Origin of the sequence: uncultured Umboniibacter sp. (genome assembly GCF_947497555.1) — a bacterium.
Classification (GTDB): Bacteria; Pseudomonadota; Gammaproteobacteria; order Pseudomonadales; family DSM-25080; genus Umboniibacter.
Map to the genome: position 1 here is coordinate 124,589 of NZ_CANMGY010000007.1, position 16,648 is coordinate 141,236.

Below are 16,648 nucleotides of genomic sequence, written 5' to 3' on the forward strand. Positions count from 1 at the left end.
TCACTGCCATACAATCTGACGCTGAGCAGGGTCACTGTGTGACGGCATAGGAAGAGCATTTCTACGATTGCTCTTAGGCACCTCAAGCTGAATGACATTGCATTGCTTATCTCTAATTTCTTCGTCTATAGGTAGCTCTATCTGCTGTCCTGCCCAGGTGCCAGTTTGCTTCAAGACTTGAAGTGCTAATTGCCCATCATTAGGCGTTAAGCTAAGGCGTAGTTTTGCTGGAGATGGCTGTTCTGCAAAGCGGCTGTCACGATACTGAATATGCAGGCAGTCACTGCTTTTAGCAGCATGTTGGATACGGCGGAGGTCCTTAGTTGCGATGTCATGATTACCAAACCATGAGATCACTGCGCTACATGTACCCGCTTTCAAAGCTTGTTCAGTAGCCCAAAGTAGCTCCTTACTGTTACGTGGGTGAATCATGAGGACTCGACTACTATTTACGCCAGCTGCCTCTAGGGCAGGGCCGTAGGGTGTGAAGGGTGGGGCAATAAAAGCCACCCATTTTTCAGTCTGACTAAGTTTGGCAATAGCAGGAAGCAAAAAACTTAATTCGCCGCCACCATGCTGAGAGCATAATAGTTCCGTAGCAACAGACATTGGCCAACCACCTTGTTCTAGCTGATCGTTAAGCGGGCGGTAGTGGGTATCAACAGCCTTGAGTGTCAATCGGGTGCTTTGGTTCTTTACGCACCAAATATCATGCCTAGAGTCGATAATGTCTTTAAGTTCTGCTTTCATGCTTATCTCCGTTAACTGTTTTTATATACAGTATGTTTATTTATACAGTATAAAGTGGAGATTGCAAACTTTTTTCTTCGTGGACAAGGATTCAGGACTTTTAGTGCAAAGCGCTTAAGGCTCTCTCGTCACTATCTCGTCACTACCCCTCATAACAGGCACGCCGCAGGGATGGCAATAGGAAGTTAGCTAAAAGTTGTAAGATTGAGGCTTGGCGTCTCAGCCGCCAGCTACGAGTGGCGATTGGGACTGGCAGATAACTAGCTAATAGGTAGTGCTTGAGTTGCTTTGCTGGAAAGTGGTAATGGCGCTGTGAGTCTTAGAGTGCTACTGAAGAATTGCTACCAGTTATAGAGTGAGGCAATGAGCGCTGGGATAGCCGTCTCAACGCGTAGAATATTTGGCCCCATATGGCCACAGTTAAAACCAACTTCTTTAAATTTGCTTATTTCATAGGGAATAAAGCCGCCTTCTGGGCCAACAGCTAGTGTGCAGGGTTTGTTCAGCGAATGAGGTATTGGTGCTTCTACACCTGGATGTGCCACTAAGGGATAGCTGTTCTCAATTAGGTCAGGTAACTCATCTTCAACGAATGGTTTAAAGCGCTTACGAAGTTCAATTTTTGGTAGTTGGGTATCTCTGGACTGTTCAAGCCCAAGAGTCAATTGCTCTAGTAGACCCTGCTCCGAGAGAATTGGAGTTTGCCAAAAACTCTTTTCAACACGATAGCTGTTGATGAGATAGAGTTCTTCAACCCCCATTGAGGTAATCGTTTGTAGAATCCGTTTGAGCATCTTTGGGCGTGGCAGAGCCAAAATGATACGCAGCGGCTTCTTGGGTGGCGGGGGAGTGTCCAGCGTAAAACGAATTTCTGCAGACTGCTCATTCAATTGTTCAATGATGCCGCTACCAATGAGCCCATCGACCATCCCGACTCGTATTGAATCGCCCACGCTCGCTCGGTGAACCAATAGAATGTGTTGCAGGCGGTGATCTGAAATACGAACAACGTTGTTGTCGCGGAGATCGCTTGGGAATAGTAAAAGTAGATTCATAGCGCTATTCTAGCGCTAGGGAACCATAGGCGATAGTTTTTCAATTAAATAGTCGCCAATTTAATTTCTCGCCAAGGCAATATAGCCAGGTGGGTACTCAGTTAGCGAAAGGAGAGGCCAGTGGAGTGGTATTGCCAGTCATTTGCGGAGCTCAGCGCAAAGCATATGTATCAAATTCTTAAGTTGCGTCAGGATGTCTTCGTCGTTGAACAGGATTGTGCTTTTCCGGATATAGATGGGATTGATCCAGAGGTGTGGCATTTTTACGGTGTCGATAACGATGAAGTGGTTGCGTATACCCGTCTAATTGATGCCGGTATTAGTTATTCTGCGGCACTGTCGATAGGGCGTGTAGTGATTGTCCCGGAAGCTCGAGGGACCGGTTTGAGTTATGAGTTAATGGAGCGCTCAATTATTGAAGTACGAAAGCTATTTGGTAATCATGACATTAAGATTGGCGCTCAGTCGCACCTTGCGGGCATGTATGGGAAGCTGGGCTTCATCCAAAGTTCTGATGAATATCTGGAAGATGGCATCCCGCATATTACGATGACCCTCAAGGGGGAGTAATTTCATCGGTGGCCGGGAAGGCGTGAAGCGAGAGATGAGAGACGTGAGGCGCGAACTGCGAAGCTGAATAAGCCTAGCGCTGGGTAAGAAACGCTAGACCTGCAAGCTAGTTAGGCTAATGCCGCTTCACGATTGCTTAGGGCATCTACCATGCTGATAAGCATGTCAGCAGATGAAGCTTTCAAATGCCCCGTGTAGTGTTTGATTAACAGGTTGGCTGCAGCGCCACTGACGAGGCTGGATTGTGCCGTGTCTAAGTGAAGGTCGCCTATGGTGCGATCTATTAGGACTTCAATTCCAGCAATGAAGTTGTGCAGTGGTAGGCCGGCTTCAAGTATCAAGAAGCCTAAGTTTGGATCATTAGTGATATTGTCACGTAAGAGATCAAAACCAATGCGTAATCGAGCACTTGCATCGCTCACTTTCACTTCATCAATATCCACAATGACTCGCGATACTGCACCATCAATTAGTTTATCGGCAACGGCACTCATCATTGAGGTCTTACTAATAAAGTAGTTATAGAACGTCCCGAGAGCCACTTCGGCGGTAACCGTAATTTCTTGGATGGTAATTTCATCAGCAGGCTTCGTTAATAGTAGCATTTCCGCTGCTTCGATCAGCTTATTTCGAGTGCGTTCTCGTTTTCGCAGATTAGGCCCTCGCGGACGCTTAGGGGTATCGATACCTTGGTTATCGGTCATATGGGCTCTCATTGTTTTATTATATTTATTAGCAAAGCAGTAAATTTAAACTCTGAATGCTTTTCATTTTTCGGGTTTAGTCTAGCGGGTCTAGCGGGTCACTGCAAGTACTACTACCTATACATGAAAGTCTTGGGATCCTTTAGTTCTTGTTAGCTCAAAAGCATTGAATTACTTGCATGAAAGGGGGCAGCCCTATAAATTAGAATTAAGTTGCAAAGGCAATGATCTAAGTTCTATTGATTACACTATAAGCACTAAAATAATTGAGCTCAGCAGGTTGCATTAACACATAAAGCACTACCGCTAACAAAAATTAACGAGCCTCGTTAGAACTAAGCATTACGCAAACGGAAACAGCAATTATTAGCTCACAAAATTGTAACAATTGATGTGTATGTTACAGCGAGATGAAGCTTTGCTGATAAAGGGATCCGGTGAATACAGCCAAAATTATAAATAAACGATACATCATGATTTTGTTAACAGTGGCGGCGATAGTATGGCTCTGTTGGCGCCTAGCTCATGTATTTTGGCTGTTCATAACACCAGCAAGTGAATTTAACACCCAATCTGTTGTTATTGTGAATACACCTGACGAGCCCTCTCAGCGAAGTAGCGGAACAAAGATTGACATTTTTGCTGATGAGGCTGCCAGTAATGCCAAGCTTATAGATGAAGCACTTTCTCAATCTTCGGCTATGACCAATCTGGATGCGCTAAGAGAGTCAAATTTACAGCTTACTTTGAGTGCTGTGATTGCCAGTAGTGATCCCGAGCTTAGCGGGGCAATCCTAAACATAAACGGTACTCAACGAGTTTATAAGATTGATGACACGTTACCCGTCTCGGGAACGGTGTTGATTGATGAAATCTATGATAAAACCGTTGTCGTAAGTAACAATGGGATACGTGAAAAGATTAGCCTCGATGATGAAGAATTCAGCGGTATAGATGTCAGGCTGAGCTCGCCCAGTCTAGTTAACTTGCCAAATGACAGTGGTAGTATTGATGAAAGCGAAGTGATGGCTAAGCTTGATGAATTTGTACAAGTAACGCCAAGCTTCGATGGCCGCACATTATCAGGTTTAGTGATAACTCCGGGACGGAATACACGCTTATTTGAGCTATTTGAGCTCCAAGCTGGCGATATGGTGGTGGCTATTAATGGAGAACCACTAAGTGGTATGACATCGATGACATCCATTGAGTCTGCGCTAAAAACCTCTGAGCGATTAGAACTGACCATCTCACGTGAGGGTGATCAACGGCAGGTAGCGTTTACACAAGAATTACTGAGCTCTTTGCTTGCACAATAATAACTAGAGCTCCACTAGGAGAGGATACATGCGTTTCAAACGCCATTTTCAAGGTTGCTTAGCAGGGTTGCTGCTGGCGCCGAACTTCACTATTGCTCAAGAGCAAGAATTAACGGTCAACTTTCGAGATACTGATCTAAAGGAAGTTATCAGCTTTGTCGCTGACGTTACCGGCAAAACGATTATTGTTGATCCGTTAGTAAATGGACGTGTCATGGTCGTCTCGGAACAGCCGTTAGATGCCGATGATCTCTATGAGCTATTTCTTTCCGTTCTCGAAGTCCACAATTTCGTGGCCATTGAGAACAATGGGGTAGTGCGAGTCCTGCCGAAAGCAGAAACTCGGATGTCGAGCGTGCCACTTTCCAACAGTCAAAGCAGCGATGCTCAGTCAGCGAGATTAGTCACGCAGGTCATCAAAGTGAATAACGTGTCTGCCACTCAATTGTTACCCGTCCTGCGGCCAATGGTGCCCCCGGAGGCTCACCTCGCAGCCTATGACCCGAGTAACTCCATTGTAATTACCGATTCGGCTGCCAATGCAGCGCGAATTCGAGATCTTATTGAAGCCTTTGATCGAAGCGTCCTAGATAGCTCCGAGGTCATTAACCTGACTCATGCCAACGCCCAAACGATGGCCGATCTAGTGCAATCAGCGCTATTGGGAGATGAAAGTAATGCCGGGGTGAAGATTGCAAACGTCACTGCGGATGCTCGTGCGAACCGACTGCTAGTTACCGGGGACCCCATGGCCCGCCAACGAGTTCGTGAACTCGTTGCTCAACTTGATACTGCGGTGATGGCCGAAAGCAATAGTCGTGTTATTTACTTGGAGTACGCACTTGCAGCAGATGTCGCTACCTCGGTTCGCGGGGTAGTGGGCGGTGCTGGTGAATCTAACGGTAGAGCGATTAAGATTGAACCCGACGAGCAAACCAATGCATTAATTCTAACTGGCGAACCCACCGAGCTAGCCACACTTGAAGATATTATTAAACGCCTTGATGTAGAACGTTCACAGGTTTTAGTTGAAGCAATTATTGTTGAACTTCAGGATACAGCGGGTAAAGAGCTCGGTGTTCAGTGGCTGTTTGCTGATACCGATAATGGCGTCTACGGTAGTTCCGCTACGCCGGGAAGTGATGCCAGTATTGGCAATGTGACGGCTGCTGCCATCGGAGATAGTGGTACGCCTGATATTCCCGCGTTAGGCGCGGCGCTATCAGCAATTGAAGGCCAAACCTTGGGCTTTTCCGGCATTAATGGCACCTTTAATTTCAATGTGTTGATCAATGCGCTTCAGGAAGAGAATGGCGCAAATATTCTCTCTACGCCCAGTGTTCTAACCATGGATAACCGTGAAGCAATTATCAATGTTGGTCAAAACGTCCCGTTCGTGACCGGTTCTTATACCTCGCAGGGTAGTAGTAGCAATCCAGACTCGCCGTTCCAAACCATTGAGCGCGAAGATGTAGGTATTAAGCTTACTGTCACGCCTAGAGTTAACGGTGATAACCGTATTGTCTTGGATATCCTCCAGGAAGTTTCAAGTCTGTCTGGAAATACGGGCGTAGATGCCTCCGACCTGATTACCAATACGCGTGATATCACTACTCAAGTGATTGCCGATAATGGCGGAGTCGTGGTACTTGGCGGATTAATACAGGATGACCTGCAGCAATATGAGCAAAAGGTACCATTCCTTGGCGATATTCCTCTGCTAGGGCGCCTCTTCCGATCTAACGGTAATCGCCTAGTTAAGACCAATCTGCTCGTGTTTATCCGCGCTACCGTTATTGAAAATAGTAGCCAGCTTCAGCAAACTACCGAAGGAAAATACGAGTATATTCGTGAGCGTCAGCACGAAATGCCGAATGCAGATCCAACGTTTCTAGATGATATGGCTCAACCCGTTCTTCCTGAATATGAGCAAGAGGGGCAGTAGCCATGTCCGAAGAGGGTGTATTGGTCGACAAGCCTAGGGCAAGGTTATTTCCCTATCATTTCGCCGAGCAATATCAGTGTGTATTAGACTGGACAGCTGATATACCTACCTTGATTTTTCATGGTCAGGTTAGTGAAATAGTACTTCGAGAAGCGAGTCGTCTGACCGCCGGGAAGTTCTCGGTCGAGCGGATTGATAAAGCTGAGTTTCAGACTTGTTTAACCAAGATCTATCAGGCGGGTGAGAATAGCGCTGAGGAAGTCGCCGGCGTGATGGGCGAAGATGAAGATCTCAGTGCTTTGGTTGATGCAATGCCCGATGCCGAAGAGTTGATGTCCTCGGAAGATGATGCGCCAGTTATCCGTTTAATTAACGCCGTCTTGGCGCAAGCCATTAATTCTCAAGCGTCCGATATTCATGTGGAAACCTTTGAACAACGTTTAGTGATCCGTTTCCGTATTGATGGTGTGTTAACCGAGGTACTCTCTCCAAAACGCGTACTCGCACCATTATTGGTGTCGCGTTTGAAGGTGATGGCAAAGCTGGATATCGCCGAAAAACGAGTGCCTCAGGATGGTCGAATTTCCGTCAAAATTGCAGGGCATGCCATTGATCTTCGGGTATCGACGCTACCTTCGGCATATGGTGAGCGTGTTGTATTACGAATTCTCGATAAGCAAAGTAGTCAGTTAGATCTTGATCAGTTGCGTATGCCATCCGATGACGAAGCTCGCTTTAAGCATCTCCTGGCTCAGCCTCATGGAATTATTTTGGTAACCGGCCCAACGGGATCTGGTAAAACAACCTCACTTTATGCTGGGCTAAGCCATATTAATGCGCCAGGTCGTAATATTATGACCATTGAAGATCCCGTTGAGTACATGCTCCATGGGATCGGCCAAACTCAAGTCAATACTAAAGTAGGGATGACTTTCGCAGCGGGCCTTCGAGCCATTCTACGACAGGATCCGGACGTGGTAATGGTAGGTGAGATTCGCGATGTGGAGACGGCAGAGATCGCCGTGCAAGCGAGTTTGACAGGGCATTTAGTACTTTCAACATTACACACCAACTCAGCGGTTGGCGCTATTAGTCGACTTGCTGATATGGGTGTTGAGCCCTTTTTATTATCATCCAGTCTGATCGCAGTGATGGCACAGCGGCTGGTACGATTAAACTGTCAAGATTGTCTACACGAGTACCAAGCAAGTGAAACCGATAAACAATGGCTTGGGATAGCACCCGATGAAGCGCTTCGCTTGCAGAAGGGCGAAGGATGCCAACGTTGCAGTCATACTGGCTATCGTGGTCGCCAAGCTATCTACGAGCTTGTTGAAGTAAGTGAAACAATGAAACAGCTCATTCATGATGGCGTAGGTGATATCGAGCTACAGAAAGCAGCACGATTAAACTCCGTTTCTATTTCACAACGTGGTCGTGAATTGGTCCTCGCAGGACGGTCAACGCCTGCCGAAGTAGCGCGTGTGGTTGAGGATTCGAAGCAGTGAGCGCGTATCGCTATGTTGGCAGGTCTCCTCAGGGAAGCCGCGTAAAGGGTGTGATCGAGGCCGATACGGCCCGAGGCGCTCGTATCAAACTTCGTGAGCAGGGTATTTTCGTCGAGAAATTGGTGGAGAGCCAAGCCGCACAAGAACGAACTAGTCAGGCGCGTTTCTGGCGAAACCCAATGAAGGGCTCAGAGCTTTCTCTCTTTACCCGTCAACTTTCGACACTAGTGGATGCTGGAATGCCGCTAGATGAAGCTTTAGCTACCGTCGCGGCACAGTCAGAGAAGGCGACAACTAAGTCTTTAGTATTGTCTATTCGCGCCAAACTTTTAGAGGGGCATAGTTTAGCCGCAGCCTTAGCGGTTGCCCCAAAGAGCTTTAATACCTTGTACCGAGCGCTAATCAGAGCTGGCGAGTCTTCGGGGTTGCTCGGACAGGTGCTAGAGCAGCTTGCCGATTATTTAGAGAATCGGATGGATACTCAGCAGAAGTTGAAGTCTGCAATGGCCTACCCAATTGTCTTGATGGTGGTTTCGCTCGGTATCGTGGTGTTCCTCATGACGTCGGTAGTACCAGAAATTGTTTCAGTGTTTCAGAAGTCCAACCAAGCACTCCCAGCCTTAACGGAAATTGTCATTGCGATGAGTGATTACCTGGTGAGCTACGGGCTACTTACCTTAATCGTGCTTGTAGGCTTAGGTATTGCAATTAAGCGCTGGTTAAATCGTTCGACTATCAAGCCCGTATATCATGCCAAGCTACTGCATATGCCCGTAGTCGGCCCACTCATTCGTAGTATCGAAGGTACTCGATTCGCCTCCACTATGAGTATTCTTGTAGGTTCAGGTGTCAATTTGGTGGATGGGCTGAGAATTGCCGGCGAGGTGATGGGAAATTTAGAGATGCAGCGCGCCAACCAGCGAGTGACCGAACAGGTTATTGCGGGGAGTAGTTTATTCAAGGCGCTTAACGATAGTAAATCATATCCGTTACTGTTGGTTCATATGGTCGGCAGTGGCGAGCGCAGTGGTGACTTAGCTCCAATGTTAGATAGAGCTGCTACGCATCAAGAGCGGGAACTAAGTGGTAAATTAGCCGCAGCAATGACGCTCATTGAACCGGCGATGATTTTAATTATGGGAGGCGTAGTACTGGCAATTGTGATGTCAGTACTCATGCCAATGTTAGAAATGAATAATATGGTGAAGTTATGAAGTATTCAAAATCCTCAGGTTTTAGCTTAATTGAGATCATGGTGGTGTTAGTGATCCTGACACTCCTAGCGTCAGTAGTGGCACCCAATTTATTAGGCAGAGCGGACGAAGCCCGGGTGAGTAAAGCTAAAGCTGATTTCGCCGCCATTGAGAGTGCACTCGCTCTGTATCGCCTAGATAACTATAACTACCCCACCTCGGAACAGGGGCTAATGGCACTGGTAGAAAAGCCAACTATGGCTCCGGAGCCAGCAAATTGGCGCGAGGAAGGTTATTTAGAGGAAACGCCTGTTGATCCCTGGGGGAATGAGTACCTCTACCTTCGCCCTGGACAGGATGGGCGTAAATTCGACATCTTTAGCTACGGTGCTGATGGCGTGCAAGGCGGTGAAGACGTTGATGCTGACATCGGTAATTGGACCGACGAGTAACGTATTCAAATGCTCAGATCTGGTCGTCGTGGACAGGGCTTTAGCCTCGTAGAGGTACTAGTCGTCTTAGTTATCATTGCGGTGATGGTATCGGCTGCATCATTGGCAATTCCAAATACCAACAATGAAGCCGACCAACGTAAAGCTATTTTCGACTGGCTATTAAGTTGCTCAGACGAGGCGAGACTATCCGGGCAGGTACTTGGACTTCGATGGTTAGAGAAGGAAGATAACGTAATAGTTGAAGCCCTAGCGTTAAATCAGCGGATGCAGCAGTGGTCGGTGAGTGAGTGTGCTCAGTTACGAACTCAGTCATTTGGCAGTAAAAACAGTGTGTTACTTGAGGTTGCTGGTATCGGAATTCAGCTTGCCAGTGAGGAACGCTTAGCTAGTATAGTCGCGGATGTCATAGTACAGCCATCGGGCGAGTTTACGCCGTTTATGGTAACGGTGTCGGGCTCGCAGGATTACCAAATAAGTTCCGAGACCGGACAAACCTTGGCTTGGTACGATGAAGCGGAATAGCTCGGGTTTCTCGCTCATAGAGGTATTAGTCGCGCTATTAGTTTTGGCGGTCGCCGTACCTGCGTTGTTAAGACTGATTAGTGTTCAGGTAGATGGTGTAGTCGCTGCGCGCGCGAAAGTTCAAGCGCAGTGGGTGGCCAACTATATTATTGCGAATCAACGATTACGGGGCGAGACCGAGCGCCAGTGGTCTAGCGACGAAGGTCAATTAGAGATGATGCGTCAGGAGTGGCGTTGGGAAGTTGTCCGTGAATCGACTGAACTCGATGGTTTTGATCGACTAACTCTGAGTGTCTATCGTGGCGAAGAATCTACTCCGCTATTAGAGGTTCAGCGCTATGGCGAGTAGCTCTAGAGGGTTAATTCCCTTTAACCAGCATGGATTAACACTGGTAGAGGTGTTAGTGGCTTTGGTGATCACTTCACTCATGGCAATGATCGGCTACCAGAGCCTCGTCGCTGCAGCGAATAGCAGTGAAAGCGTTGGTGAGGCGGCAGACCAACTAGTTGCCTATCAGCTGACCATGAGCGCGCTAGAGGATGATATTAGCGAGTTTCGTGCACGGGGGATTACTGATAACTACGGCGAGCAACGAGCGGCGATTGAGGGCGGTATTGACCGAGAAGTGCTCTTAGAGCTGAGCCGCGGTGGTCGCTATCGATCTCCACGACAGCTGGCGACGAGTTTAGAGCGCGTTCGTTATCGTATTGCAGACGGCACACTATGGCGGGATAGTTGGTATCAACTTGACCGTGTATTAGCTGAGCCGAGTACCGAGCGAGAATTATTAACGGGTATTGAAGAGATTGAGTTCAACTTTTTAGTCAATCAGAATGGTCGAATTGTTCCCTACGACGCCTGGGATAGTAACGTAGCAGGGCGCCTAAACATTGATCGCCCGGAAGCTATTGAAGTCACCATTTTGACCGCTGCACTCGGGGAGGTTAAGTTACTTGTTAACCTCAACTAGAAAGTTTCAACGCGGAGCAGCGCTCATTTCGGCTCTGGTTGTGGTGGTTTTGGTAACCGTCATTGCAAGCCGAATTCAGAGTGACTTCTTTCGGACTATGAGTAGTGTCGAAACCAGTTTGAGTCGGCAACAGGCACGAATATTGTTAGATTCTACTGTGCCACTGGCTGAGATGTTGATAGCGTATGATGATGACACCGAAGTTGATTCCGCCGAGGATATTTGGCTACAACCAACAGGGCCAATGTTACTTGATGGTGGTTCGCTTCAAGCCACACTTTATGACGCGACGGCGAGATTTAATATTAACTCCCTGGGTGGTGATATTGGTGAGCAACAGAGCTATACCGTGGCTCAACGAAGATTCATCCGATTGTTACAGACCTTTGATGATCTGCCATTAAGTCAGGCGGAAGCTGAGGCAATCTGTGTAGCGGTAAAGGATTGGCTTGATCCAGATTCGTTTACTTCGGGGTTAGATGGCGCAGAAAATAACTATTACACGACTTTGACGCCGTTACCGTATCGAACTGCAAATCAGTTCTTCGAGAGTGTCAGTGAGCTCCAGCTGGTGAGGCATGTGACCCCGGAACTTTATCAGCGTTTGCGCCCTTGGTTGGTGGCACTACCGTCAGCTGAGCCAATATTGAATGTGAATTTGACCAGTTCGAGAATACTACGGACGTTAAATACTGCGGATCAGCTATCACCGCTTGATGCGTCTCTGGCAGAGGGTTGGGTGTTGGAGCGAACGTCCATCCCGTTTAACGATGTTAACGAGTTTGTGGCGTCGCCGACTAGCGAAGCCATTAAGGTGGGCGAGCAAACTATCAGTACCGAAGGCTTGGTAGTTGGCAGCCAATATATCCAATTGGAAACAGATATGCAGTTTGGTGCCAGAACCTATTTATATACCGCGTTGCTAGAACGGCGCGAGTCTGAACTTAACGTAATTCAACGCAGCTACGGAGTGTTGTGATGACATTAGTAGGAACGGAGAAATGGCTCCGTCCACATGGAGATTTCTTTTACTGGCACGATGGCGCGTTAGGGCTCAGTGGGCACTGTCATCGCGATGATTGGCCGGTGGAATGGGAAGGGCAGCAAGTTGAGCTGCGTTTGTTGGTGCCGAGTGCACAAACTGTCGAATGCTGGGTGACGCTCCCTCAGGGCGTCAAGCTCGATATCCATGGCATTGGCTATCTTGCCGAAGATCAGTTAGCGACCAACCTTAGTGAGTTGCATCTCGTATTAGGCGAAAAGGAAGACGATCGACAGCAACTTTTCGGCGTTAAGTTTAATTACCTTAATAGCTGGATCGATGAGTTGAGTTCTAAGAATGCATCGGTTGTAGCCCTATATAGTGAGTCTGAATTAGCGGTTCAGGACGGCGTAATGATTGCTGGTATCGAGCTGTTATTGAGACGAAATGGCGTCACTGTCTCACTCGAAGCCTCTAGCTATCAAGCGCTGGTCGCAGCGAGCGCCTTACCTGCCGCAAGCACCCTAATCAAGACTGAGTATATGCATGAGGATTTTGCCGAGATCGTTGACGTTAGCGAAACCAGTTATTGGTTATTGTTATCTCGATTACGCACCAATCTTGCGGTACGCGGTTACGGGCCGGCAATCAATCTTAAAAAATATTGGCACAGGTACAAGCGAATTGCGATCTTGGCGGCGGTATTAGTCAGCGCAGAAATTCTCCTGTTTGGTATGAGTGCGTGGAAACTTAGCGAGGAGAAGACTGCGCTTCAGAATGCGCAGGTTGCGCTCTTCCGAGAGGTAGTGCCTCAAGGGCGTATTGTGAATGCCTATAGCCAACTTCAAGCGTTAGCGTCGCAATCTTCATCCCTATCCGTCAACGATGTGTATATTTCGTTGGCGCAGCTTTCTGACATCCTGGCGAATCATAGTGATATTCGTTTCCAACGTGTTGACCTTCGAGCGGGTTCCCGAGCGCTTAATATCGTCTTGGAAGCGGACGATTTTGCGGCGCTCGATCGCTTTAGTACTGCTTTGCAGTCCCGCGGTTTGCAAGTGCAGATTCAATCTTCACAGTCACGAAATGGGGTGACTTCAGCCCGTATTCAGGTGGAGCAATAAACATGAGAAATTTACAGCAATACTGGAATTCGATTAGTACGCGTGACCGCAGAGCCTTGGCCATAATGTCCATCGCAATCGCTGCTTGGATAGTAATTAGCGGTGTGAATTCGTTGCTTAAGACTAATGCCAATACAGAACGCCAAATTCAACAACTCCGTTCGCAGTTAACGCAGATGCAGCAGCTACTACCCGTCATCAAAGGCAATGTGGGTGGCGCTAGGGTTAGCGGAAATCTAGCGACTTTGGTAAATCGAATCGGCCGAGATGCAGACGTTGAGTATGACTCTATTCGACCGAATTCCAGCGGTCTTCAGCTGACGATTAGCAATATAACCGAGGAGGATTTTGGTGCTTGGCTTAGCAAGTTAAAGGTGCATAGTTTAGACGTTACAGCGATGTCACTTACCGTGGATCAAGAGGGGCAGTTGGCGATTAGCATGCAGCTGAGTACCCAATGACAAAACTAAAACTTACGCTGCTAAGCTCGGGGATTATTTTTCTTACCGCTGCGTTCATCATCCTGCAAACACCGGCCAGCTTAGTTTTAGCTGGCTGTCAATTCGCTCGAGTAGATTGTACCTTCCAGCGTGTCGATGGGTCTTTATGGTCGGGAGCGGCTAGCAACGGATTGGTTTCGAGTTCTGGCTACGGGCTGGCTATTGATTCGTTAACATGGAGTATATCTAGCGGTCTGGGCTCGGGAATTGGCCCTCACGTCAGTCTCCGAGTGGAAGATTCCGCTGGATTCGCGACTGCTCAGGTCTATCAAGCCGGAGAACAGCTTGGCGTTCATCAATTGCAGGGTGATTACCGTGTTTCACAGCCCAATTACTCTTTCGATACTACGCTATTAGTAGAGTCTGCGGTATGGGACTTAGATATGCGGATTGAAGCACTAGTCGGCAGAGTTCTAATCACAGACCTTACTGTCAACGCCGGAGAGTTCTCCCTTGATTTAGGTGATTTCGCTGGCGAACTAAGCGCTAACGATGGAGCGCTTGTTATTGCTCCTACAAGTGTCGAATCACTGTACGAAATTGACGGTGAATGTGAGCTTAGGGGTAACCGCTATCGTTGTAATTTAATTGTCGGCGCTCAGCAGGTTAATGATGAACGTATCCATGATGGTCTCGCGCTAATTGGTCGTAGAACCGGCCCAGGTATCTACGCGTTAAGCCTATCGGGGGCAATCTAGTCATGAACGAGCAACGGCTAATGCAAGATGTTATCTGCCAGTACTTCGGATTTTCGAAGACGCCGTTTTCTATAGCACCCGACCCATCATTACTCTACTGGAGCCACTTTCACCGCGATGCGTTGGCGAATCTTGAGCTGAGTATTGCCAGCGGCAGTGGCCTAGTGCTGTTTAGTGGTGAGGTCGGCACCGGCAAGACTACCATCATTAGGCGCTTGGTTAGCGATGCAAATCATGCCGTTGAATATGGAATCATCCTTAACCCTCTCCTCAATGATGAAGAGTTGATGGTCGAAATTTGCCGTGAGTTCGCGGTGAAGGTTCCAGACAGCGACGGTTCATCATTAAAGAGCCGCTGCTTTAATGCGCTTCGTGACCAACTCATCGAAAACTTTAGCCAGGACAAGAAGACGGTGTTAATTATTGATGAAGCTCAACATTTGAGTTTTAACGCCTTAGAACAACTTCGCCTCCTGACTAATATTGAAACGGACTCGCAAAAACTATTACTCATCATTTTTGTGGGCCAACCTGAGCTCCGTCAGTTGATACAACAGCCGAAACTTCGCCAGCTTGCACAACGAATAACCTATCGACCTCACCTCCGCGCGTTAGATAAAAAACAGTGCAAGGAGTATGTATATTGCCGCTTACAGACGGTGGGTGTCGCGAACCCGGGTGATCTGATTCCCGGTCGACTTATTGCTCATATCCACCGTTTAAGCGGGGGTGTTCCAAGAGCGATTAACAGCCTGTTAGAGCGTTCATTACTCATTACCTACGGTGAACACCAACGTAGTGTTAAAAAATCGAACCTCCTCGATGCGGCGGCCGAAGTTGCTGACTGGACGGTCTCTGCAGAAAAATCGACCTCATCGCGTGTTGGCTTAATGGTCTCGCTTACCTTCGTTGTACTTGCAATAGCAGTGGGCTGGCTGGGATTGCAGTTAACGACAAGTGATAGTGTCCCGAAGAACGAAGCTGTTCGGCTCCTGCAGAGCTCAATGGGTGTTTATCGAGGTGAAAACCGCTGTGGCTTCATCGTCTTGCCGCAACGCTGTGACGAGGGATTTCTTCCGCCGACGAAGTTAGCCTTCTTCCAAGTACCTATTGCCGCCGAAACGACCGATGGTGGCTATTTTGTGCTAGGTAATGGAAACGACACCCAGCGTGAATTACACACAAGTAGCGGTAGTAAAACTGTGGATAGAGTTTCCTTAGTCGCCAAGCTAAGTGGTAAATATATATTAATTTGGGAGCCGTTAGAGGTAGGGCCTCTGCCGATCTCTAACGTTAGTTCGTCGAACGACATTAGACAGTTAGCCACGATGTTCGCCGAACTCGATCAGCAAGATAGTGGGTTGAGTGACGGTGAATTCAACTCCGCACTTAGCCAGCGTATTAGGTTCTTTCAACAACAGCATGAATTAGAGGAAACGGGCGATATGGATGCCTTGAGTTTCTTCTATCTCCAACGGGCTTTAGGAGAATAATATGTCTTCTTTACTCAAAGCTATTGAGAAGGCGCAGGGAGAAAGTCCTGAGCGAAATGTTGAGTTATCAGATTATGCCTCAGAAGCCTTAAGTGATACTAGAGGCTCGACGGGCCGATCCGCGTGGCTTTTGAGTAGTATAGTGTTAGCGAGTGTCAGTGTTATCGTTGGTGTCGCTGTGTATATAAGCTTGAACCTCTCTGAGGATAATCTAGCTGGCGGGGTCGCGCCGGCACCTGTTAGTGGTAATCAACCGATAAGTGATTCGGCAATATGGCCTGAAGAGAGTCCGCAGCCTTCACAGGACGGAGAATCTCTACCTGTAACGCCTGTTAGCTCAGAAACCGAGGCGCTTTACGCAGAGGTGGGGCAAGCTGAGGACGTTGATGCAGTGAATATGTCTGCTGAGACTACTAGGGCTGCTGAGGCGCTTTGGCAGGAGGCTACATCTATCGCTGACTTGCCGCTAGACTTGATGCTAGAACTGGAAGAAATAAATTACAGTGCCCACGTTTACAATCCCGAATCGGGCGAAGGCTTCGCTTTTATTAACGGTGAACGTCTAGAGGCTGGTCGCTTCCTAGGAATTGCTCAGGTTCAAGCGCTAGTGGAGCAGGGTGTGATATTTAAAGCACGTGGAACCCTGTTTCGAATTGAAGCACTTCAGGACTGGGAGCTGCAGCTTAAGCAGTAATTAGTGGCTAGTTATGGCGAGCGTACTTAAAAAGCAATGAGCCGCCGGTAGTAGCGTGAGTTTTGCAAACGTTTGCTTTGAAAGCAGGTAGTGGCTTTAAGCTTCGCAAAAAAAATGGGAAGCACTAACAGCTTCCCATTCTCTTTTCACTTCTCCACAAAGGGG

The 16,648-nt window shown here is 47.8% G+C and carries 18 protein-coding genes; 15 read left to right on the plus strand and 3 right to left on the minus strand.

What is annotated here, in order from left to right; genetic code table 11:
* Positions 1–750 (minus strand): translesion DNA synthesis-associated protein ImuA, encoded by a 750-nt coding sequence (imuA, locus tag Q0698_RS09585; RefSeq protein WP_298636183.1) that lies wholly within the window; start codon positions 748–750, stop codon positions 1–3.
* Positions 751–1,091: 341 nt separating this feature from the next.
* Complete coding sequence (locus tag Q0698_RS09590; protein ID WP_298636185.1) at positions 1,092–1,805, minus strand: 16S rRNA (uracil(1498)-N(3))-methyltransferase; 714 nt, start codon at positions 1,803–1,805, stop codon at positions 1,092–1,094.
* 120 nt (positions 1,806–1,925) lie between these two features.
* Here Q0698_RS09590 and Q0698_RS09595 point away from each other — a divergent pair, with 120 nt between their 5' ends.
* Positions 1,926–2,375: a GNAT family N-acetyltransferase gene (locus Q0698_RS09595; RefSeq protein WP_298636187.1), complete on the plus strand. Its 450-nt coding sequence runs from the start codon at positions 1,926–1,928 to the stop codon at positions 2,373–2,375.
* Between the two features lie 110 nt (positions 2,376–2,485).
* Here Q0698_RS09595 and Q0698_RS09600 read toward each other — a convergent pair whose 3' ends face one another.
* A complete protein-coding gene (locus Q0698_RS09600; protein WP_298636189.1) occupies positions 2,486–3,079 on the minus strand; it encodes a TetR/AcrR family transcriptional regulator in 594 nt (197 codons plus the stop codon).
* Between the two features lie 473 nt (positions 3,080–3,552).
* Between Q0698_RS09600 and Q0698_RS09605 the strand changes: the two genes are divergently transcribed.
* Genes Q0698_RS09605 through Q0698_RS09670 form a run of 14 tightly spaced genes read left to right on the plus strand, consistent with a single transcriptional unit; the run spans position 3,553 to position 16,483 of the window.
* On the plus strand, positions 3,553–4,398 hold the full coding sequence (locus Q0698_RS09605; protein ID WP_298636191.1) for a type II secretion system protein N: 846 nt from the start codon (positions 3,553–3,555) through the stop codon (positions 4,396–4,398).
* A gap of 28 nt (positions 4,399–4,426) precedes the next feature.
* Complete coding sequence (gene gspD, locus Q0698_RS09610; RefSeq protein WP_298636193.1) at positions 4,427–6,343, plus strand: type II secretion system secretin GspD; 1,917 nt, start codon at positions 4,427–4,429, stop codon at positions 6,341–6,343.
* 2 nt (positions 6,344–6,345) lie between these two features.
* The gene (gene gspE, locus Q0698_RS09615) at positions 6,346–7,851 is read left to right on the plus strand and encodes a type II secretion system ATPase GspE (protein WP_298636196.1); all 1,506 of its coding nucleotides are present in this window, start codon (positions 6,346–6,348) and stop codon (positions 7,849–7,851) included.
* Positions 7,848–9,065 carry a type II secretion system inner membrane protein GspF gene (gene gspF / locus Q0698_RS09620; protein WP_298636198.1) on the plus strand — a complete coding sequence of 406 codons (1,218 nt, stop codon included), beginning with the start codon at positions 7,848–7,850 and terminating at the stop codon, positions 9,063–9,065. Before gspE ends, gspF begins: the two co-directional genes overlap by 4 nt.
* On the plus strand, positions 9,062–9,496 hold the full coding sequence (gene gspG / locus Q0698_RS09625) for a type II secretion system major pseudopilin GspG (protein ID WP_298636200.1): 435 nt from the start codon (positions 9,062–9,064) through the stop codon (positions 9,494–9,496). Before gspF ends, gspG begins: the two co-directional genes overlap by 4 nt.
* Positions 9,497–9,505: 9 nt before the next feature.
* Positions 9,506–10,021 carry a prepilin-type N-terminal cleavage/methylation domain-containing protein gene (locus Q0698_RS09630; RefSeq protein ID WP_298636202.1) on the plus strand — a complete coding sequence of 172 codons (516 nt, stop codon included), beginning with the start codon at positions 9,506–9,508 and terminating at the stop codon, positions 10,019–10,021.
* Entirely contained in the window at positions 10,008–10,370 is a 363-nt protein-coding gene (gspI, locus tag Q0698_RS09635; protein ID WP_298636205.1) for a type II secretion system minor pseudopilin GspI, read from the plus strand. Before Q0698_RS09630 ends, gspI begins: the two co-directional genes overlap by 14 nt.
* Entirely contained in the window at positions 10,360–10,992 is a 633-nt protein-coding gene (gspJ, locus tag Q0698_RS09640; RefSeq protein WP_298636207.1) for a type II secretion system minor pseudopilin GspJ, read from the plus strand. The genes gspI and gspJ overlap by 11 nt, the downstream gene beginning before the upstream one ends.
* A complete protein-coding gene (gene gspK / locus Q0698_RS09645; protein WP_298636209.1) occupies positions 10,976–11,971 on the plus strand; it encodes a type II secretion system minor pseudopilin GspK in 996 nt (331 codons plus the stop codon). Before gspJ ends, gspK begins: the two co-directional genes overlap by 17 nt.
* Positions 11,971–13,098 (plus strand): type II secretion system protein GspL, encoded by a 1,128-nt coding sequence (gspL, locus tag Q0698_RS09650; protein ID WP_298636210.1) that lies wholly within the window; start codon positions 11,971–11,973, stop codon positions 13,096–13,098. Before gspK ends, gspL begins: the two co-directional genes overlap by 1 nt.
* Before the next feature lie 2 nt (positions 13,099–13,100).
* A complete protein-coding gene (gene gspM / locus Q0698_RS09655) occupies positions 13,101–13,559 on the plus strand; it encodes a type II secretion system protein GspM (protein WP_298636212.1) in 459 nt (152 codons plus the stop codon).
* Positions 13,556–14,296, plus strand: a complete 741-nt coding sequence (gene gspN, locus Q0698_RS09660; RefSeq protein WP_298636214.1) for a type II secretion system protein N — start codon at positions 13,556–13,558, stop codon at positions 14,294–14,296. Before gspM ends, gspN begins: the two co-directional genes overlap by 4 nt.
* A gap of 2 nt (positions 14,297–14,298) precedes the next feature.
* Positions 14,299–15,789, plus strand: coding sequence for an AAA family ATPase (locus Q0698_RS09665; protein WP_298636217.1), 1,491 nt, complete (start codon positions 14,299–14,301; stop codon positions 15,787–15,789).
* Between the two features lies 1 nt (position 15,790).
* Positions 15,791–16,483 (plus strand): general secretion pathway protein GspB, encoded by a 693-nt coding sequence (locus Q0698_RS09670; RefSeq protein ID WP_298636219.1) that lies wholly within the window; start codon positions 15,791–15,793, stop codon positions 16,481–16,483.
* Positions 16,484–16,648: the final 165 nt, after the last annotated feature.